Raw genomic sequence first — 19,277 nt, 5'->3', positions numbered from 1 at the left:
CCTCCCGCGAAGACCGGTTGGAGTGGTGGTGCCCGGGCAGGTCTCCTGGCTCTCGGATCGTCCTACTCCCCACGCCTTCCCGGCCCCCGAACCGCTCGGGCCAGTGGCACTGCCGTGGGTTTCGTCCCCGATTACAGTGACGGGGTCGCGGCGGATTCGCACCGCCTTCCCTGGGGCCCGCACCCGGCGGGCCGCCCGGACATCGTTGACGCCGAAACCGTAGCAGACCCGAGGCGACGGGTCAACCGGCCGGCGTCGCCCCGGGCCCGGGCCGAGCCCAGGCCGGGCGAAAGCGGTCAGGAGCGCTGGAGGCGGTCGATCTGGCGGCGCTCCCGCTTCGTCGGGCGGCCGGCCCCGGGCGGCCGCATCGCTGGCGGCGGGACGCGCGCCTCGCGCGGGGCTGGTGGCGGGGTCAGGTCCTCGTAGAGGAGCTTCGCCTGTGCGCCCGGGCCCCGGCGGTCCGACAGCGCCGCCACGCGGACGATCTTCTTCGCCCGCGGCAGCGTGATGCGCAAGAGATCGCCCTCGCGCACGGCGCGCGAAGGCTTCGCCGCCTGGTCGTTGACGTCCACCTTGCCGCCGTCGCACGCCGCGGTCGCCAGCGTCCTGCTCTTGAAGAAGCGCGCAGCCCAGAGCCATTTGTCGAGCCGCAGATCGGGCATGACGCGCTTACCGTAGCACAGGCGCTGGGCTATACTCGCGGGGCCGACGCAATCAAGCAGCCTTGAGTTGGAGGCGGCGCGCGACCGTGAGAGACTCACGAAGATGAGGGAGACGATGCGGAAAGGCTCGATCCTGGCCGTGCTCCTGCTGGCGGCGGCTTCCGCCGTCTCGGCGCAGGGCTCCCAGGTCGTCGTCGAGGACTGGTCCAAGACGCCGGTCGGGCAGAAGGGCGTGCCCAACGGCTGGCGCACCCAGAGCTGGGGCAACCCCAAGTACGAGTTCGAGGTCGTGAGCGAGAGCCCGACCCGAGTCCTCCACCTCGTCAGCAACGGCGACAGCTCGACCATCAACAAGGACATCAAGATCGACTGCAAGGACTACCAGGTCCTCCAGTGGCGCTGGAAGGTGGTGGAGCTGCCCAAGGGCGGCGACGCCCGCAAGAAGGCGACGGACGACCAGGCGCTTCAGCTCTACGTCACCTTCCCGCGCTTCCCGAACGCCGTGCGCTCGCGCGTGATCGGCTACATCTGGGACACGACCGCCCCGGCCGGGACGATCGTCAAGAGCCAGAAGACGGGGCTCGTGACCTACGTCGTCATGCGCTCCGGCGACGCCGACATCGGCAAGTGGGTGACGGAGACGCGCAACGTCTGCGAAGACTACAAGAAGATCTACGGCGAGGAGCCAGAGGAGAAGGTCGAGGCGCTCTCCATCGGCATCGACTCGGACGACACGCGCTCGCGGGCCGAGGGCTACGTCGGCGAGATCCTCTTCCGGAAGCCGTGAACGCCAACCTGGACAGAGAGGACTGACTGTGGGGAGAGGCGGGCTCGAGCCGTACGGCGCGCTCGTGCTGCGGGTGGTCCTCGGCGTGGTTTACATCGCCCACGCCTACCTGGCACTCGTCGTGATGGGCCTCGCCAAGGCGGTCGAGTACCAGCGCGCGATGCACATCCCCCTACCCGAGATCGGCGTCTGGTACCTGATCGTGGCGCACGGCCTGGGCGGGATCCTGCTCATCCTGGGCCTCCTGGTGCGTTGGGCCGCCCTGGCGAACATCCCGGTCATTGCGGGCGCCCTCTGGTTCGTGCACCTGCAGCAGGGCTTCTTCATCTTCGGCAGCAAGATCGGCTACGAGTACGTGCTCGTCCTACTGGGCGCGACCATCGCCCAGGCGCTGCTGGGCGCGGGCGCCTTCACGCTCCGGAAGTAGCGCTACTTCACGACCCGCCGGATCGCGTCGACGACGTCCGCGGCCCCCGGAGTCGCGAAGGCCTCGAGCGGCGGGCTGAAGGGAATGGGGATGTTCGGGCCCGCCACGCGCGCGATGGGCGCGTCGAGGTCGTCGAAGCAGGCCTCCATGATCACCCACGCGAGCCAGGCCCCGACGCTGCCGCGCATGGGCCCCTCCTCGGCGATGACCACGCGGTGGGTCTTCCGCACGGACGCGGCCAGGCCCTCGCGGTCGAGCGGCACGAGGCTCCGCGGGTCGACGACTTCGACCGAGATCCCCTCGCCCGCCAGCCGGTCGGCCGCCGCCAGGCTCTCGCCCACCATGCGCGCTGTCGCGATCACGGTGACGTCGATGCCGCGGCGCTTCACATCGGCCAGTCCGAGCGGCACCAGGGTCTCGGCCTCCGGCACCTCGCCCGTCACGCGGTACAGCCCCCTGTGCTCGAAGATCAGCACGGGATCGGGATCGCGGATGGCCGTCTTAAGCAGGCCGCGCGCATCCGCCGGAGTGGACGGGATGCACACCTTGAGGCCGGGGATGTTGACGAACCAGGCCTCGACGGAGTTCGAATGGTGCCCGCCGGCAGACTTCCCAATTCCGTAGGGCATGCGGAGCGTGAGCGGGCACGAGATCTGGCCGCCGAACATGTAGCGGCTCTTGGCGATCTGGTTGGCGACCTCGTCCATCGCGCAGGTAACGAAGTCGGCGAAGTGCATGTCCACCACCGGCACGAGACCCGTGATGGCCGCGCCCATGGCCGAGCCCACGATGGCCGCCTCGGAGATCGGGGCGTTCCGGACGCGCGCCGGGCCGAACTCCTCGGCCAGGCCCTTGGTGACGCCGAAGGGCACGCCGAGGACGATGTCCTCGCCGATGCAGTAGACGCGCGGGTCGCGCCGCATCTCTTCGCGCAGTGCGAGGTTCAGGGCGTCACCGAAATCGAGAACCGGCATCAATCGCTCCAGGGATAGTGGACGAAGAGATCCTGGAGCGCGTCCTCCGGCGCGGGCAGCGGGCTCGACTCGGCGAAGTCCACGGCGTCCTGGACTTCCGCCTCGACGGCCGCCGCCACGCGGGCCGCGTGCGCGGCGTCGAGGAGCTTTGCCTCCTCGAGGTGGGCCCGCAGCCGCGCGATGGGATCGCGCTGGCGGCCGCCTTCGACCTCACCGCGCGAGCGGTAGCCCTGAGGGTCGCCTTCGAAGTGACCCATGAAGCGGACGGTGCGTGCCTCGATCAGGCTCGGCCCCTCCCCGGCTCGGGCGCGAGCAACCGCGCTTTCCATTGCAAGGTAGACGGCGAGCGCGTCGTTGCCGTCCACGGTCGCGCCCGGGATGCCGTAGCCCGCCGCCCGCGCCGCGATGCTGCCGCCGGCGGTCGACAGGTCATGGGCGGTCGTCGACGCCCAGAAGTTGTTCTCGCAGACGAAGACCACCGGCACCTTCCACAGGGCCGCAAGGTTGACGCCCTCGTGGAAGGGCCCCCGGTTGGCGGCGCCGTCGCCGAAGATCGTCACGGCGACCTGGTCTGTCCCGCGCATCTGGATCGACTGCCCCACGCCGGGCGCCAGCACGCAGCCCGAAGTCAGGACGCCGTTGGCGCCCAGGTAACCCACGGACGCGTCGGCGATGTGCATAGAGCCACCCTTGCCCTTGCAGCAGCCGGTGGCCTTGCCGTAGAGCTCCGCCATGAAACCGCGCAGCGAGCCGCCCTTGGCGATGAGGTGCCCGTGGCCGCGGTGGGTCGAGAGCAGATAGTCGTCGCGCTGGAGCGGCGCGCAGACGCCGGCGGCGACGGCTTCCTGGCCGATCGAGAGGTGGATGAACCCCGGGATGCGCCCCGCCGCGTAGAGCTCACGCGCGCGCTCCTCGGCGCGGCGGATGCGCAGCATGGTCGCGTACATCTGGAGGAGCAGATCGGGGCCGGGACGAGGGCTCACGGGGCCCGATCTTAGCCCCGGCCCACCGGAAGGGCAATCTCGCTACTTCGGCGCGGGCCCCGGGAACTGGTCGGGCGTGACCTTGCTGTTGGTCGCCGAGAGCGGCAGCTGGGTCACCTGCCCAGCCTCGACGGTCACGTTCTGGTTCCACAACTCCAGGGCGGGAGCGCCGTCCTCGGCCTTGGCGACGAGCCGGTACTTACCGGGCGCCAAGTCGCGGAACTCGTAGCGCTCGCCCAGTCGGAATGGTCGCGAGAGGTTCACGGACTTCGTGGCATCGTCGTCACCGGTGAGCGTGACGCGCACCTTGATCAGCCGCTCCCGCGAGTTCACGCCGGGCCACTCGAGAGGGCCCGCGACCTTGCCCTTGGTCGGCTGCTGCGCCTGGCTCTCGCCGGCGCCATCCGTCCCCGTGGACGCGGTCCGCCCGTCCGGGAGCATACCGGCGCTGACCAGCCACTGGCGCGCGGCGCGGTGGTAGTCTTGGCCAGGATCGCCGCGCTTCGCCACCCACTGGAACTGCTCGGCCGCCTCGGCGCGCCTGCCGAGATGGGAGTACGCGGTGCCGAGGGCGAAGCGCAGCGCCATGTCGTCGGGCTCGAGAGCGACGGCATCCTGGTACTTGCCGGCCGCCTTCCCGTATTCGCCGCGCTCCATGAGCTGGTCGGCTTCCCCACGCGCGACCGCCGCCGGCGACACCTGCGGCGTCGCGGCCGGCCGCTGGGGCGCCGGAGCCTGCTGGCAGCCGACGATCAGACCGAGCGCGGCAAGACCGAAGAGGAGCGAGTAGTCGCGCATGTCAGTTCTCGCGCCAGCTGATGATGCGCTGGTTGTACGCCGCCCGGAGGGCGGTGTTGATGTTCTGGGTGCTGTTCCGGAGCGCCAGGGTGTTGGCCTGGGTCAGGAACTCAAAGTAGCCGTTGGTCTCGTTCCAGATCGCCTCGTTGGCCACGAAGGCGCCGCGGATCTCGACGTTGCTCCCGGCGCGGAAGCCGGTGCCGATGTAGCGCCCCGTCACGATCACGATGCCGTCCCAATAGAAGTCCACGTTGCGGCCCTGGATGCTGAGACCGCCGCCCGAGGTATTGATCGACAGGTCGCCGTCCTCGACGACGAGGATGCCCGCGCCCCTGACCGTGCCGTTGAGGCGGAGCCCCGTGAAGGTCGAGGAAGTGTCCAGCTGGCCGCGGAAGTAGATGAGCTTGGGGTCGGCAGGCGAGCCCAGGTTGAGCGTCTGCCCTATCGGCGGGTTTCCCGGACACCCACTGCCGGCCGTCGAGAGCGTCGGAGCGCTGGGCGAGCCCACGGCGCCGGTCAGGACCAGCGGGCAGGTCATGCTGCTCTGGATGACCGTCGTGGCCGGGTTGGCTGCCAGCTTGTTGAGGAAGTTCTGCATGGCGGTCGGGGTGAGGGAGCCGTCCGGGGCGATGGCGGGCAGCCCCGTGGTGAGCAAGCCGTCGACCTGGCTCTTGCCCTGCACGGTGTTCTGCTTGGCCACGGTGTCGAAGGCGCTCTCGACCCGTGACTCGTAGGTGACGCCGAGGTTCGTCTGAACGCCGGGCTGGGTGGCGATCCCGAAGCGCATCGGCCCGATCCCGGCCGGGGCGGCGCTGTTGTTGTCGGTCCGGAGCCAGTCGCGGCCGTCGATGGTCTGGTTGCCGACGGTCTGCATGTAGGTGTCGGCCTGGTATCCCGGCAAGGATACCGGGGCGTTGATCGACAAGCTGTTGCGGCTTACCACCGCCGTGACCTGGCGCGTGGCCGTCCCGAAAGTGCCCGTCGCCATGAGAATGACGATGCCGTTGGTGTCGGCGTACGTGCCGCCGCCGTCGATCGCCTGGCCCGTCAGGATCTGGTCGCCCGCGTAGAGCCCTTGGGCGGCGATCGAGTCGTTACGAATCGTCACCGCGAACGTGCCGGCGGAGGTCGTGAGGCCGGGAAGCGCACCGGGAGGCGGCGAGTTGGGACAGAAGGTGGCGTCCATCCGGGCGGCCACGTTTTGTCCCGCCACCGGCGTCGCCAGCTGGTCGTCGGTGTTGCCCTGGATGCCGTCGGGGCCGGCGAAGAACGCATTCAGGTCCTGGTCGGCGAGGCAGTCGAAGGCCCACTCGATGCCGGCCTCGGCCATGTGCCGCGCCCGCGCCGTGTCCGAGAGGTTCTTGGATATCTGCGGCTCGACGGCGCCCAAGTTGAGCACCGTCAGCACCAGCATGGTCAGAATGAGCAGCGCGATCAGGGCGAGCGGCAGGGCCACCCCTCGCTGGTCGCGCAGCACGGTTCCCGGATGGGTCATGATCAGATCCTCACGAGGTCGGGCGGTTGCGCAGCCGCACGCGGTGCACCATCAAACCCAGGGCGGCCAGACCGAAGAGGAGCGAGTAGTCGCGCACGTCAGTTCTCGCGCCAGCTGATGATGCGCTGGTTGTAGGCGGCACGCAGCGCCATGTTGATGTTCTGGGTGCTGTTCCTGAGCGCGAGGCTATTCGCCTGGGTCAGGAACTCGAAGTAGCCATTGGCCTCGGTCCCGACGGTCTCGTTGGCGATGAAGGCCCCGCGGATCTCGGTCTTGCTGCCGGGCCGGAAGCCCGTGCCGACATAGCGCCCCGTCACGATCACGATGCCGTCCCAGTAGAAGTTCACGTTGCGCCCGTTGATGTTGAGCCCGCCGCCCGAGGTATTGACCGACAGGTCGCCGTCCTCGACGACGAGGATGCCCGCGCCCCTGACCGTGCCGTTGAGGCGGAGCCCCGTGAAGGTCGAGGAGGTGTCCAGCTGGCCGCGGAAGTAGACGAGCTTGGGGTCGGCGGGCGAGCCCAGGTTGAGCGTCTGCCCTACCGGCGGGTTCCCCGGGCACCCACTGCCGGCCGTCGAGAGCGTCGGAGCGCTGGGCGAGCCCACGGCGCCGGTCAGGACCAGCGGGCAGGCCATGCTGCTCTGGATGACCGTCGTGGCCGGGTTGGCCGCCAGCTTGGTGAGGAAGTTCTGCATGGCGGTCGGGGTGAGGGAGCCGTCCGGGGCGATGGCGCTCAGCCCCGTGGTGAGCAAGCCGTTGACCTGGCTCTTGCCCTGCACTGTTTCCTGCTTGGGCACGTTGTTGAAGGCGCTCTCGGCCCGTGACTCGTAGGTGACGCCGAGGTTCGCCTGAACGCCGGGCTGCGTGACGATCCCGAAGCGCATCGGCCCGGTCCCGGTCGGGGCGTCGTCGTCGTCGTCGGTCCGGAGCCAGTCGCGGCCGTCGATGGTCTGGTTGCCGACGCTCTGGATGTAGGTGTCGGCCTGGAAGCCCGGCAAGGTTACCGCGGCGTTGATCGACAGCGTATTGCGCTGGATCACCGCCGTGACCTGGCGCGTGGCCGTTCCAAAAGTGCCGGTCGCCGTAAGAATGACGATGCCGTTGGTGTCGGCGTACTTGCCGCCGCCGTCGACCGCCTGGCCCGTCAGGATCTGGTCGCCCGCGTAGGGCCCTTGGGCGGCGATCGAGTCATTGCGAATCGCCACCGCGAACGTGCCGGCGGCGGTCGTGAGCCCGGGGAGCGCGCCGGGAGGCGGCGAGTTGAGACAGAAGGTGGCGTCCATCCGGGCGGCCACGTTTTGTCCCGCCACCGGCGTCGCCAGCTGGTCGTCGGTGTTGTCCTGGATGCCGTCGGGGCCGGCGAAGAACGCATTCGGGTCCTGGTCGGCGAGGCAGTCGAAGGCCCACTCGATGCCGGCCTCGGCCATGTGCCGCGCCCGCGCCGTGTCCGAGAGGTTCTTGGATATCTGCGGCTCGACGGCGCCCAGGTTGAGCACCGTCAGCACCAGCATGGTCAGGATGAGCAGCGAGATCAGGGCGAGCGGCAGGGCCACCCCTCGCTGGTCGCGCAGCACGGTTCCCGGATGGGTCATGGTCAGGTCCTCACGAGGTCGGGCGGTTGCGCAGGCGCACGCGGTGCACCATCGTCACCTGCGGCTGGCCCGCGCTCTGCTGGGTCGTCAGCGTGATCGTCACGGTGCGTATGTTGGCGGCCGTGGCCGTGACGGCGTTGTTCTGGTCGAGATAGGTGTAGGTCAGGCCGATGATGCCGGCCGCCAGCGGGACGGCCGCGCCATCGACGCCGATCTCCTGCCGGCGCAGCTGGCCCGAGGCGAAGGAATAGACGACCTGCTCCCCCCGCGTCGCCCCGCTGATCGGATCGGTCACGGCGGCCGCCTGGATCACATTGTCGGCGTTCCAGTCGTTCTGGACGGTCAGCGCCGTGGCGGTCTGGGCGGTGATCGCGGGGAAGGCGTAGTTGTAGGGGGGGCAGGGCGTCGTCGGCGCCGTGGGGCACTGAGGCCCCTGCGGCAGATAGCCGGCCTCGCGAATCTCTCCGATGATGCGCTCGATGCCCATGCGCGCGTTCGCCTGCGCGTCGACCTTGTTCGCGGTGGCCGTGGCGCTCTGCTGGCCGACCATCACGAGGCTCAGCACGCCGGCCATCACGGTCCCGAGGAGGGCGCAGACCACGAGCATCTCGGCCAGGGTGAAGCCACGCTCGTCCCGCAAGACCGCGACGCGGGGGCTCATGTGTGGTTCGCGACGAGAGTGGACAGGCGCACGCTGCGCTCGGCGGTGAGCACGCCCCAGGCCACGATCGGCCGGTAGAAGACCTCGACGTCCACCCGCTTGCGCGCGATATTGCCGTTGACGATGTAGTCGGTGATCGTGACGGTTGAGCGGTAGCCGGGCGCGTTGGTGATGCTGGCGTACGCCTGGGCGGGGAAGCACGCCGCCGTGATGTTCGCGAAGCCCATGCACGCGACCAGCGAGTTGCCGAGGGCCGTCGCGCGGACCTGCTCGAGGCGCTGCTCGGCCAGGAAGGTCGCCGTCGTCTGCTGGCGGCTCGTCTCGACGCCCTGGATGGCCGTGGCGAAGCCCGCCCCGACCGCCACCAGCCCGAGAGAGATGACGAAGACGGCGGCCAGGAGCTCGGCCAGGGTAAAGCCCGCCTGGCTTCTGGAGATCCTGATGCCTCGTATCAGTCTGTTCATGGGTATCTATATGTCTCCTACTGGAGACATAGCAAGGCCGATGCCACGCGGGACCACCCCAGCCGACACTGGAATCGAGCTGTAAGTGGCCGTTCTAGAAGGCCCCCTAAAACTGGAGCGCGGCCTGGGGCTCGCCATCCCTGTGGGGGTGGACCGCCCGCGACACCCCGGCGACGGAGTGTGTCACCCGACTGGGCTTAGCGGCTGCCCCGAAGCCGAGGGTCGAGCAGATCCCTGAGAGCGTCTCCCAGCATGTTGGCGCCGAAGACGGCGAGCGAGAGCGCGACGCCGGGCCAGAGGGCAAGCCAGGGAGCGCGGAGCATGTGGACCAAGCCCGCCCCGGAGAGCATGCCGCCCCAGGACGGGCGCGGGGGCGGCACGCCGAAACCCAGGAAGGACAGCGCCGCTTCGGTGAGGATGATGGCGCCCAGATTCACCGTGCCCAGGATGATGATCGGCGCAAGGATGTTGGGCAGGACGTGGCGGCCGATCATGGCCGCGTGCGCCGCGCCGAGCGCGCGCGCCGCTTCCAGGTAGAGGTGCGCCTTGACCGAGAGCACGGCGCTCCGGATGACGCGCGAGTCGCGGACGCCCAGGACCAGGCCGAGCGTCAGGATCACGTTGCCGAGCCCGGGGCCCAGGAGCGCCATGATGGTGAGCGCCACCAGGAGCAGCGGAAAGCACATGAAGGCGTCCACGACACGCTGGAGGACGAGATCGAGTCGGCCTCCGAAGTAGCCCGACACGAGCCCGACGGCCGTGCCGAGCAGGAGACCCACCACCACGCCGCCGAAGCCCACCGCCATAGAGACCCGGGCGCCGTAGATCACGCGCGAGAGGAGGTCGCGGCCGAGATTGTCCGTGCCCAGCCAGTGCGCTTGGCTCGGCGCCTTGAGCCGGGAGAAGATGTCGGCTTCGTCGTAGCCGTACGGGGTGACGCGCTCGGCCAGGAGAGCCAGCGCGAGCATGCCGGCGAGCACGAGCCCGCCCGCGGCTCCCAGCGGCTTCCGCCTGACGAAGGTCCACACGGCGCGCTAGTCCTGCCTGACGCGCGGGTCCAGCGCGCCATACGAGAGATCCACGAGAAGGTTCGAGAGGACCACGAGGGCGGCGACGAAGAGGTTGACGGCCTGGATGACGGGGTAGTCGCGGCGGCTGATGGCCTCGAGCACGAAGCTGCCCATGCCCGGCAGGCCGAAGATGTGCTCCATGATGATGGAGCCGCCGAAGTAGAACGGCATCTGGCCGCCGATGACGGTGACGATGGGGATCGCCGCGTTGCGGAGCGCGTGTCCCAGCACCACCGCGGCCCCGCCCAGGCCCTTGGCGAGCGCCGTGCGGACGTAGTCCTGCCGCAGCACCTCGAGCATCATCCCCCGCGTCATGCGCATGATGATCCCCGCCTGCGCCACGCCGAGACAGAGGGCCGGCAGGAGGAACTGGCCGAGGTAGGCGTACCAGCCCTCCGCGAAGGACGTGAAGCTGCCGATGGACGGCGCCCAGTGGAAGTAGTAGGACGGCAGCACGACGATGAGCGTCCCAAGCCAGAAGTTGGGCACCGACAGGGCGCCCACGGCGAAGGAGCGGGCGGCGTAGTCGGCGCGGGAGTCCTGGCGCACGGCGGCGAGGATGCCGACGGGCAGCGCGATCGCCAGCGAGATGGCGATGGACAGGAGCGACAGCGTCATCGTCACGGGGAAGCGCGCGGCGATGTCCAGGGCGGCAGGGCGGTTGGTCCAGAGGCTCGTGCCGAGATCGCCGCGGAGGACCTGCCAGGCCCAGGTGACGTACTGCGCCGCCAGCGGCCGGTCGAGGCCCAGGCGCGCCCGCAGCTCGTCGGCGCTCTTGCCGTACTGGAACTGCTCCAGCATCATGTCCACGACGTCGCCGGGAATGGCCCGGACGATGGCGAAGACGAAGAGCGAAACCAGGAACAGCGTCGGCAGGACGAGCAGCAGGCGCTGGAGCGAGTAGCGAAACACCGGCTACTTATCGAGCCACACGACCTCGAGTTGCGCGCCCCGGTCGAAGGAGTTCTTGCATCCGTAGTTCTTCACCCACGGCGTCCACGACGACACGTTCTTCGGGTACGGCGTGTAGAGGTAGTAGGCGCGCTCGGCCGCGTAGCGCTGGATGTCGTCGATGACCTTCTTGCGCGACGACCGCGAGGTGTAGCGGCGCTGGGCGTCCAGCATCACGTCGAGCTGGGTGTCGGCGACGTGGCTGCGGTTGTTCGGCTGCCCGGAGCGGAAGAAGTTGTAGAGGTAGGCGTCCACCTCCGTGAAGAGCGACGACGGCCCCCAGCTCGCCTCGTCGAACTTGCCGAGGAAGGAGCCGCGGATGTAGTTGCCGTACTCCTCGTTGACGATCTGGAGCTCCACGCCGACCTGCTTGAGGCTGAAGGCCAGGAGCTCGAGCTCCTCGACGTACTCCGGGCCGTAGCCCGGCCAGTTCGTGCACTTGACCTTCATGCCGTTGGGGAAGCCCGCCTCGGCCAGCATCTTCCTCGCCAGCGCGGGGTTGTGCTGGAGCCACTTCGCCCCCTCGCCCAGCTCGCTCGTCGGGAGCTTCCACTCGCGCATGGGCGCCGGCACCGGGCCGGGGTCTTCCCACCCCTGCCCTTCGAGGTACTGGGCGAGCCACTTCTTCCGGTCCACGGCCAGCGAGAAGGCCTGCCGCACGCGCGGGTCGTTGAAGGGCGCCTTGTCGGTTCGGAAGGCGAGTGTGCGGACGGCAAGCCAGTCCCAGAACTGCACCGGGTAGGTCGGGTTGGACTTCTTGAACGAGGCGACGTCCGTCCGCGGGATGCGCCCATCGTAGAAGGAGATGTCCACCTGCCCGGCGCGGAAGAGCGAGAGCTGGGTCGAGCGGTCCTTGACGAACAGCCACTCGACCTTGTCGAGATACGGTAGTCCCTTGGCGTGGTACGTGGGATTGCGCGCGAAGACGGCCTTGACGCCGGGCTCGTAGCGCTCAAGGACGAACGGTCCGCAGCCGATCAGTGACTCAGCCGCCTTGAAGTCGCCCATCTTGTCCTCGACCTCGGGCGGCAGGATGCAGTTCCAGGGCTCGGCCAGGTTGTGCAGGAAGGGCGCGTAGGCGTCGGCCAGGGTAACGCGGACCGTGTGCTTGTCCGGGGTCTCGATGCCCTCGATCCGCCCCAGCAGGCTGGCCGCGGGCGACTTCTTGAGCGCCCGCTCGAAGGAGTACTTAACGTCGGCGGCCACCAGCTCGCGGCCGTTGACCGGCGCCCGGGACTCCCAGCGCACGCCGGGGCGAAGCGCGATGGTGTAGACACGCCCGTCCTTGGAGACGTCGGCCTTGAGGGCAAGATCGGGCACCGGCGTGAAGTCCGACGGGCCGTACTTGGCGCCGTTGACGAACTTGAACAGCGTCCGCCTGACGAAGGACGAGATGAGCTGGGTCTGGTAGGAGATCGTCGCGTGCGTGTCGAAGGTCGGCGGCTCGAGGCCGATATGCTTGAGCACGCCGCCGCGCTTGGGCTGGGCCTGCGCGAAGACCTCTCCCGGCGCCGCGGCGATCGCGGCGACGCTTCCCGCGAGCTTGAGGAAATCGCGTCGTCCAACGGAGCCGATGGAGAGAGCGTCCATGATGTCCTCCGGGTGCGTGCGGGGGAAGCTACGGGCCGGCGCCATTATAGCAGAGGCTCGCGGTGGTTCAGCAGGCGGAGGGCCCAGCCCGACGGGCCCCGCTCGAGCACGGACAGCGCCGCGTAGTCCTGGCCCAGCGCCAGGATGCGCTCGGGACGAATGCCGAGCGCCCGGCACATGACGATGCGGTTCGGACCGCCGTGTGCGACCACGAGGACGCGAGAGCCCGGGTGGCGGGCGGCGATGCCCTCGAACGCGGGCCAAGCCCTTGCCGAGACGTCCGGCAGGCTCTCTCCCCCGGGAAACTGGAATCGGCCGACGTCGGCCATCCACGCCTCGAAGGCCGCGGGGTCGAGCGCCCGGATCTCATCCGCCGTCAGGCCCTCCCAGCGCCCCATGGAGAACTCCCGGAGCTCCGGCAGCGGGACGGCCTCCAGCCCGTGGGGCGCCGCCAGGATCTCGGCGGTCCGTCGCGTGCGCGCGAGGTCGCTGGAATACGCCGCGGCGAGCTTGGCGCCCGCGAGCCGCCGCCCCAGCGCCGCCGCCTCGGCTTCGCCCACCGGCGAAAGTGGCACGTCGAGATGGCCGATGAACCGCCGAGTCTCGGCGCCCACCACGCTGCCGTGCCGGACGAGGTAGATGGTCGTCCGCACTTAGAGGACGCGCAGGTGAATCAGGGCCGCAGCGGCCACCAGCGTCGCGAGCTCGCCGATCTCGACTGACGAGCCGAGCGCATCCCCCGTGAGGCCGCCGAGGCGGGAGGCCACAAACACCGCCCAGAGGAGCACGGTCGCAAGGGCGAGGCTCAAGAGGAGCCCGCCCCACGGCCCGAGCAGCGCGGCTGCCAGGATCCAGAAGCCGGCGACGGACACGGGCCCCGCCCACGGCGACAGACCTTCGAGGAAGGCCGCGCCGACCCCCTGACCAGGGCTCGCCGCCGGGAACAACGGGCCGATCAGAAGCGGCACGAGGCGGCCTGCCGCCGGCGCCAGGAACAGCATCGCCGGGTGGCGGCCCGCGGGCAGCGCGTCGAGCGCGCCTGCCGAGATCAGGAAGCAGAGGACGATGCCGCCGGCGCCGAAGACCCCGATACGGCTGTCCCGCATGATGGCGAGCCGCCGCTCGGCGTCGCGGCCCGCGAGGCCGTCGAGAACGTCGGCGAGGCCGTCGAGGTGAATGCCGCCGGTAAGAACCTTCCACAGCCCAATGACCAGGATGGCTCCCAGCAGCGGCGGAAACACGAACGCGAGGAGATGGTCGGCAGCGACGAGGCAGGCGCCGAGCGCCAGGCCCACGGCGGGAAACCACCACGCGGCCCGTCCGAGCGCCCCCGCGCCCGTCGCCTCGCGCCCCGGCACCGGCACGATAGTCAGAAACCGGACGGCAAGAATCAGGTAGCCCACCGCGTGCCGTAGGCGAAGGGACTCAGACGGGGAGAACGGGATTCCTGCGCGGGGGGAACTCGAGCTGCTTGCTCTGGGCGTACTCGAGCCGCTTGATGAGCTCGCCGCGCAGCTCCGAGCCCGCGATGATGCCATCCACCAGCATCTCCGAGGCGAGCTTGTAGATGTCCACGTCCTGGACGTACGCCTCGCGCTTCTCCCGGACGTAAGCCGCGCGCTCGCTTTCCGGCAGCTCCATGATCTTGTTGTAGTAGACGGCGTTGATCGCCGGCTCGGGCCCCATGATGGCCACCTGCCCCTGCGGCAGGGATAGCGCCGCGTCGGGCTCAAAGGCCGGGCCGCACATCGCGTAGAGCCCCGCGCCGTAGCACTTGCGCACGACCACGGAGATCTTCGGCACCGTCGCCTGCGAGGTGGCGAAGACCATCTTGGCGCCGTGGCGGATGATGCCCGCGCGCTCCACCTTGGCGCCGACCATGAAGCCCGGGACGTCGGCCAGGTAGACGAGCGGGATGTTGAACGCGTTGCAGAGCCAGATGAAGCGCGCGCCCTTGTCGGAGGAGTCCACCATCAGCACGCCGCCCTTGACCTTGGGCTGGTTGGCGACGATGCCGGCTGCGCGGCCGCCGATGCGGGCGAATCCGGTAATGATCTCCTGGGCAAAGAGCCGCTTGATCTCGAAGAAGGAGCCCGCGTCCACGACCCGGTCGATGACCTCGTACATGTCGAACCACTTGCGCTGGTCGTACGGGACGATCTCCTCGATCGGCCGGCCCGGCACGGCCTCGCGGGCTTCGGTGCCCGCCGGCCGCTCGCGGTAAGACTGGGGCATGAAGGCCAGGTACCGCTTGCAGAGCTCGATCGCGTCCTCGTCGGAGCCCGCCAGGATGTCGCCGCAGCCCGACACCGAGCAATGCATGCGCGCGCCGCCGAGGTCCTCGAGCGAAACCTTCTCGCCGATGGCCATCTCGACCATGCGGGGCGAGCCGACGTACAGGCTCGCCTTGCCGTCCACCATGATCACGCAGTCGGTCAGCGCGGGCAGGTAGGCCGACCCGGCCGGCGAGGGCCCGAAGAGGATGCACACTTGGGGGACGACACCGGAGAGCTGGACTTCATTGTAGAAGATGCGCCCGGCGTGGAAGCGGCCGGGGAAGATCTTGATCTGCTCCGAGATGCGCCCGCCCGCCGCGTCCACGAGGTAGAGCAGCGGCACCTGCAGCCGCTGGGCCCGCTCCTGGATGCGCACGATCTTCGCCACCGTCTTCTCACCCCAGGAGCCGGCCTTGACCGTGTAGTCGTTGGCCATGATGCAGACGGTGCGCCCGCCCACGGTGCCGACACCGGTGACCACGCCGTCGGCCGGCGTATCGGCCTCCTGGTTGCGCGCGAAGAGGAAGTCCTCCTGGAACGGAGAGCCCGGGTCGAGGAGGAGCTTCAGGCGGTCGCGGACGAAGAGCTTGCCCTCGTCCTTCAGCTTGTCGCGGTATTTGACGTGGCCCTGCTCGATGCGGGCGCGCTCCCGGAAGTAGCGCTCCTCACTCACGGCCGGCCCTCGCCTCGCTCACTTCGCCGGCGGCGCGGTGATCGGATCGACCCAAATGATGATGATGAGCACACCGGTGCCGTGGCGCGGGCCGCCGATGATGGCAGGCGCGCCCGGGGCGGCGACGATGTTCGAGGTCATGACGGATTTTTCGCTCTTGAGCAGCCGCACCTGCATGCGGACCGACTTGCCCTGGAGGTCCATCGGCGTGACTTCGAGCGAGCGGTCGCCCGGGCCGGGCAGGCGCTTGGAGGCGCCGAACTCGACGTCCACATTGTGATGTTCGAGCGGCGTGTAGTCGCTGTAGCGGAAGAGCTTGCTCAGCCGCGGCACGATCTGCTTGAGGCGCTCGTCCATTTGGCTGACGGCGGGGCCGGCGGGAGCCGGCGCCTGCTTGCCGGCCGGCGCGGGCTGAGGAGCGGGAGGGTTCGAGGCCTGCAGGACCCTGACCTCGAAGTGAACCATGCCCTTTGGAGGCGCCGCGACCGGGGCCGGCGGAGGCGTCTGACCCGAGGCCGGCGACCATGCGGCAACGCCCGCGAGCGCGGCCGCGAGACACACGAGCACGAGCAGCATGGGCCCGAGCACGCTCCGCAGCCGCTTGCGCGCGTTGTGAAGCCTCGACATCACCGTTCCGATTGGGCAGTTGAGCACGGATGCGATCTCGCGGTACGAGAGCCCCTCGACGTCACTGAGCATGATAATGGTTCGCGCGTTGGGCGGCAAGGTATCGAGCGCCTGGCGGATGCGCAGGCGCCGCTCGGCGCCCAGCGCGGCCTGGTCTGGCCGCTCCCCGTGATCCGGCGCGGTGCGCTCCCACTCCTCCGCCGGCACAAGCTGGCTGCCGAACGCGCGTGCCTGGGCGCTCCGGGCGCGCAGCCGGTCGGTCGCCACGTTCATGGCGATGCGAAAGAGCCAGGTGTAGAAAGCCGACTGGCCGCGGAACGACGCCAGCGACTGGAATGCCCGCACGAAGGCGTCCTGAGCGCAATCCCATGCCTCCTCGCGATCGCGCAGCACCTGGAAGGCCAGGCGCCACACGCGCTGCCGGTACTTCTCCACCAGGGGCTCGAACGCCGCGATGTCACCCGCGCGACACCGCTCGATGAGGAGACGCTCGTCCAGGTCCGCGGAACCCGGAGAGCCTGCGCCGTCGGGAAGCATCGGCGGATCCGCGGGCGGCGTCACAGGAGCCTGTGGCGGCCCCCGCGCCTCCCGCCACGACGCGGATTAGACGCCGGAAGGGGGACCGACATTCACCGCGGGCGCCGGCTCGGCCGGCCCGCCGTGGCCGACTGGAGCGCCGCGTCCACGCCCAGGAGGTAGCTGGCGGGGCCGAAGCCCGAGATCTGTCCCCGCGCCACGGCCGCGATCACCGAATGGCGACGGAAATCCTCCCGCCCGTGGATGTTCGAGAGGTGGACCTCGACGACGGGCACGGAAACGGCGGAGACCGCGTCGCGCAGCGCGAGGGAGTAGTGGGTCAGCGCGCCGGGGTTGATGACGATGGCCCTGAAGCCCTCGCCGGCGGCGCCCTGTATCCAGTCGATGAGCTGGCCCTCGTGGTTCGACTGGCGGCAGACCGCCTTGGCGCCTCGGCGCGCGGCGTGGCGCTGGATCTCGCCGTCAAGCTGTGCGAGGGTCGTGCGGCCGTAGACGGCAGGCTCCCGCGTACCCAAGAGATTGAGGTTTGGCCCGTGGAGTACGAGGACAAGGGCAGCCGACGAACGTGCCATGGCGGGGAGAGTATACACTGGCCCCTACGCATCGGCCTCGGGCTGGTGCGCGGCCGGCAGACGCGAGGCGATGGCGTCGCGCACTTGACGCCCGAGCACCCGGGCCGCCACGCGCGTGTCGGGCTCCTTGGGCGGTAAAATGACCGGGTGGTAGACGATGCTGAGCCTCCCGGGTCGGGGCAGGACGCGTCCTGGGGGCCACGAGTCGTGACCACCCCGGATGGTCACCGGCAGCACCGGCACCTGGAGCGACGAAGCGAGGCGAAAGGCGCCGGGGCGGAAGCGCTGGAGCCGGCCGTCGGGGCTGCGCGCGGCTTCGGGAAAGATCATCACGCTTTGCCCCGTCTGGAGCAGGCGGACGGCCTCCCGAGTCGAGCGGGGATCGGCCGATTCCAGCTGTACCGGGAAGGCGCGAAGCCGGCGGATCACCCAGGAGAGTCCCGGGACCTCGAACAGCGCATCCCACGCCATGAAGTGCACGCGGAGATGGATGGGCAGCCACACCAGGACGGGGTCGGCGTACGTGACGTGGTTCGGCGCGATAATGAGCGGCCCGTCCGTCGGGATGTGCTGGATGCCCTCGAGCTGGATCCGCCAGTAGATCCGGGCCCCGAACCGGACGAAGGGACGGAGGGTGTCCATGACGGGAGTGCGCACGGCCAGAGTGTGCCACGGAGATCGCGATGGAGACAATGGAGCGCTCAGCCGGAAAGCCGATCGTGATCGCGCGCGGCGGCGCGTCGGCCGAAGCGCCCGAGCACACCATCGCAGCCTTTGAGGCGGCGCTGGCCGAGGGTGCCGACGCGCTCGCGCTGCGGGTACGAGTGTCGAAGGACGGCCATCCCGTGGTCTTCGGCCACGCCACGCTCGAACGGACGACCGATGGCCGCGGCCCCGTGGCTGCGCTGACCGTCCGCGAGCTCAAGCGGCTCGACGCCGGCGGGTGGAAGGGGCCGCGCTTCGGCGGCCAGCGCATCCAGACGCTTCAGGAGGTGCTCGAGCGGTTTCGCGACCGCACGCGCTTCTGGATCGAGCTGCCCGACGGCGCCGCCGCCGGGAGCGGCATCGAGGAGCGCATCGTCTCGACGCTGGAGATCTACGAGGCCGTGGAGCGCTCGCTTGTGCAGTCGGCCGACAGGGAGGCCCTCGGCCGCGTGCGGGCGCTCAACCCCGCCGTCCCGCTCGGCGCGCTCTGGAGCGCGGGCCCGCTCGACGCGGCGCTGCCGGCACCGGGAACGGCTGATGCGCTATGCCCGTCGGTCGAGGTGCTCCGAGCGGCGGACGTTGAGACAATCCGGGCGGCGTGGCTCGGCTGCTATGTCTGGACAGTCAACGAGCCGGCCCTCGCGGACCGGCTCGTCGTCTGGTGCGTTGACGGTATCCTCACCGACCGGCCCGGGCTCGTGCGTGCTCGGGTCGACCGGCTGTAGTCGTCGCTTAGTCGTCCTCGGGCTCGTCCTCGTCAACGCCCGCGCCGACGAGCGCCCTGTGACGCGTCATTCGCTCGAGGCGGTCCTGGCAGCGCACGCAGGTCATCACCTCGGGCATGGCCTTGAGGCGGGCGGGCGCGATGGCCTCGTCGCACTCCTGGCAGACGCCGTACTCGCCGTCCCGCAACCGCTCGAGCGCCTCGGCCAGGCGGTTGGCGCGCTCCACGAGCAGGCTCCGCGTGGCGAAGCTCATTTCGCGATCCTCGTTGATCTGGATCACGTCGACCTCGTCGGCCAGCTGGCTCGTGTCGCCCAGCGCGTTCATGGTCTGCACGGACATCGCCGTCCCGCCCATGTGGCGGATGCGCTCGACCGTCCGGTTCAGTTCCGCTTCCAGCTTCTTCTTGACGTCTTCCATTTTGGTCTCCCCCTGGGCGGTTCGCCCTACGGCTGTCCCAGCCCGGCTACCCCGGCTGGTGCAAGCCTCGTGCCGCAGGCTTCGTGGAGAGAGACGCTCGAAAATCGGGAATATTCGGGTCCGAGACGGGCTTGATCCAGGCCAGTCGGGCAAAGTGCCCCTATTGGGTGGGAAAAAGGCTCACCGGGACCGCCAAATAGTGAAGCCGGACTCCCGAAAACTGTCAGGCTCCCACGAGAGGCCGGCGCAGGCTGTCGACTCTTAGGTGGCCAAGGGCAGCGTCATCCGGA

21 protein-coding genes and 1 riboswitch are annotated in these 19,277 nt (G+C 69.6%); of the genes, 3 read left to right on the top strand and 18 right to left on the bottom strand.

Annotated elements, in window-relative coordinates:
• Positions 1 to 38 precede the first annotated feature (38 nt).
• Positions 39 to 172: riboswitch (cobalamin riboswitch) on the bottom strand.
• A 124-nt stretch (positions 173 to 296) separates the two neighbouring features.
• Positions 297 to 662, bottom strand: a complete 366-nt coding sequence (locus Q7W02_12065; protein ID MDO8476901.1) for an RNA-binding S4 domain-containing protein — start codon at positions 660 to 662, stop codon at positions 297 to 299.
• Positions 663 to 777: 115 nt separating this feature from the next.
• Here Q7W02_12065 and Q7W02_12060 point away from each other — a divergent pair, with 115 nt between their 5' ends.
• Both Q7W02_12060 and Q7W02_12055 read left to right on the top strand, forming a co-directional pair.
• Positions 778 to 1,449 carry a DUF3047 domain-containing protein gene (locus Q7W02_12060; GenBank protein ID MDO8476900.1) on the top strand — a complete coding sequence of 224 codons (672 nt, stop codon included), beginning with the start codon at positions 778 to 780 and terminating at the stop codon, positions 1,447 to 1,449.
• Positions 1,450 to 1,477: 28 nt separating this feature from the next.
• Entirely contained in the window at positions 1,478 to 1,876 is a 399-nt protein-coding gene (locus Q7W02_12055; GenBank protein ID MDO8476899.1) for a DoxX family membrane protein, read from the top strand.
• Positions 1,877 to 1,878: 2 nt separating this feature from the next.
• Here the strand turns inward: Q7W02_12055 and Q7W02_12050 are convergent, their stop codons facing one another.
• The 16 genes from Q7W02_12050 to Q7W02_11975 all read right to left on the bottom strand — a co-directional run bounded on the left by Q7W02_12050 (position 1,879) and on the right by Q7W02_11975 (position 17,781).
• Positions 1,879 to 2,850, bottom strand: coding sequence for an alpha-ketoacid dehydrogenase subunit beta (locus Q7W02_12050; GenBank protein MDO8476898.1), 972 nt, complete (start codon positions 2,848 to 2,850; stop codon positions 1,879 to 1,881).
• On the bottom strand, positions 2,850 to 3,797 hold the full coding sequence (locus Q7W02_12045) for a thiamine pyrophosphate-dependent dehydrogenase E1 component subunit alpha (GenBank protein ID MDO8476897.1): 948 nt from the start codon (positions 3,795 to 3,797) through the stop codon (positions 2,850 to 2,852). Before Q7W02_12045 ends, Q7W02_12050 begins: the two co-directional genes overlap by 1 nt.
• Positions 3,798 to 3,875: 78 nt before the next feature.
• Positions 3,876 to 4,631, bottom strand: a complete 756-nt coding sequence (locus Q7W02_12040) for a tetratricopeptide repeat protein (GenBank protein ID MDO8476896.1) — start codon at positions 4,629 to 4,631, stop codon at positions 3,876 to 3,878.
• A 1-nt stretch (position 4,632) separates the two neighbouring features.
• Positions 4,633 to 6,126 carry a hypothetical protein gene (locus Q7W02_12035; GenBank protein MDO8476895.1) on the bottom strand — a complete coding sequence of 498 codons (1,494 nt, stop codon included), beginning with the start codon at positions 6,124 to 6,126 and terminating at the stop codon, positions 4,633 to 4,635.
• A 98-nt stretch (positions 6,127 to 6,224) separates the two neighbouring features.
• Positions 6,225 to 7,718, bottom strand: a complete 1,494-nt coding sequence (locus Q7W02_12030) for a hypothetical protein (protein MDO8476894.1) — start codon at positions 7,716 to 7,718, stop codon at positions 6,225 to 6,227.
• 10 nt (positions 7,719 to 7,728) lie between these two features.
• On the bottom strand, positions 7,729 to 8,379 hold the full coding sequence (locus Q7W02_12025) for a prepilin-type N-terminal cleavage/methylation domain-containing protein (protein MDO8476893.1): 651 nt from the start codon (positions 8,377 to 8,379) through the stop codon (positions 7,729 to 7,731).
• Complete coding sequence (locus Q7W02_12020) at positions 8,376 to 8,843, bottom strand: prepilin-type N-terminal cleavage/methylation domain-containing protein (GenBank protein ID MDO8476892.1); 468 nt, start codon at positions 8,841 to 8,843, stop codon at positions 8,376 to 8,378. Before Q7W02_12020 ends, Q7W02_12025 begins: the two co-directional genes overlap by 4 nt.
• Positions 8,844 to 9,040: 197 nt before the next feature.
• The gene (locus Q7W02_12015) at positions 9,041 to 9,871 is read right to left on the bottom strand and encodes an ABC transporter permease (protein ID MDO8476891.1); all 831 of its coding nucleotides are present in this window, start codon (positions 9,869 to 9,871) and stop codon (positions 9,041 to 9,043) included.
• 6 nt (positions 9,872 to 9,877) lie between these two features.
• Entirely contained in the window at positions 9,878 to 10,825 is a 948-nt protein-coding gene (locus tag Q7W02_12010) for an ABC transporter permease (protein MDO8476890.1), read from the bottom strand.
• 3 nt (positions 10,826 to 10,828) lie between these two features.
• Positions 10,829 to 12,454: an ABC transporter substrate-binding protein gene (locus tag Q7W02_12005; GenBank protein ID MDO8476889.1), complete on the bottom strand. Its 1,626-nt coding sequence runs from the start codon at positions 12,452 to 12,454 to the stop codon at positions 10,829 to 10,831.
• A 44-nt stretch (positions 12,455 to 12,498) separates the two neighbouring features.
• Positions 12,499 to 13,107: a histidine phosphatase family protein gene (locus Q7W02_12000; protein MDO8476888.1), complete on the bottom strand. Its 609-nt coding sequence runs from the start codon at positions 13,105 to 13,107 to the stop codon at positions 12,499 to 12,501.
• Positions 13,108 to 13,857, bottom strand: a complete 750-nt coding sequence (gene cobS / locus Q7W02_11995) for an adenosylcobinamide-GDP ribazoletransferase (protein MDO8476887.1) — start codon at positions 13,855 to 13,857, stop codon at positions 13,108 to 13,110. It abuts the gene before it with no gap.
• Positions 13,858 to 13,879: 22 nt separating this feature from the next.
• Positions 13,880 to 15,403: an acyl-CoA carboxylase subunit beta gene (locus Q7W02_11990; GenBank protein ID MDO8476886.1), complete on the bottom strand. Its 1,524-nt coding sequence runs from the start codon at positions 15,401 to 15,403 to the stop codon at positions 13,880 to 13,882.
• Between the two features lie 18 nt (positions 15,404 to 15,421).
• Positions 15,422 to 16,567: a sigma-70 family RNA polymerase sigma factor gene (locus Q7W02_11985; protein MDO8476885.1), complete on the bottom strand. Its 1,146-nt coding sequence runs from the start codon at positions 16,565 to 16,567 to the stop codon at positions 15,422 to 15,424.
• A 92-nt stretch (positions 16,568 to 16,659) separates the two neighbouring features.
• The gene (aroQ, locus tag Q7W02_11980; protein MDO8476884.1) at positions 16,660 to 17,139 is read right to left on the bottom strand and encodes a type II 3-dehydroquinate dehydratase; all 480 of its coding nucleotides are present in this window, start codon (positions 17,137 to 17,139) and stop codon (positions 16,660 to 16,662) included.
• Between the two features lie 24 nt (positions 17,140 to 17,163).
• Positions 17,164 to 17,781 (bottom strand): lysophospholipid acyltransferase family protein, encoded by a 618-nt coding sequence (locus Q7W02_11975; GenBank protein MDO8476883.1) that lies wholly within the window; start codon positions 17,779 to 17,781, stop codon positions 17,164 to 17,166.
• Positions 17,782 to 17,822: 41 nt separating this feature from the next.
• Here Q7W02_11975 and Q7W02_11970 point away from each other — a divergent pair, with 41 nt between their 5' ends.
• On the top strand, positions 17,823 to 18,569 hold the full coding sequence (locus Q7W02_11970) for a glycerophosphodiester phosphodiesterase family protein (GenBank protein MDO8476882.1): 747 nt from the start codon (positions 17,823 to 17,825) through the stop codon (positions 18,567 to 18,569).
• 7 nt (positions 18,570 to 18,576) lie between these two features.
• Here Q7W02_11970 and Q7W02_11965 read toward each other — a convergent pair whose 3' ends face one another.
• Positions 18,577 to 18,987 (bottom strand): TraR/DksA C4-type zinc finger protein, encoded by a 411-nt coding sequence (locus Q7W02_11965; protein MDO8476881.1) that lies wholly within the window; start codon positions 18,985 to 18,987, stop codon positions 18,577 to 18,579.
• Positions 18,988 to 19,277 lie beyond the last annotated feature (290 nt).

Source organism: Candidatus Rokuibacteriota bacterium, from assembly GCA_030647435.1.
Classification (GTDB): Bacteria; Methylomirabilota; Methylomirabilia; order Rokubacteriales; family CSP1-6; genus AR37.
Note: the sequence above shows the minus strand (reverse complement) of the source record. Positions and strands in the feature narration are given on the sequence as shown.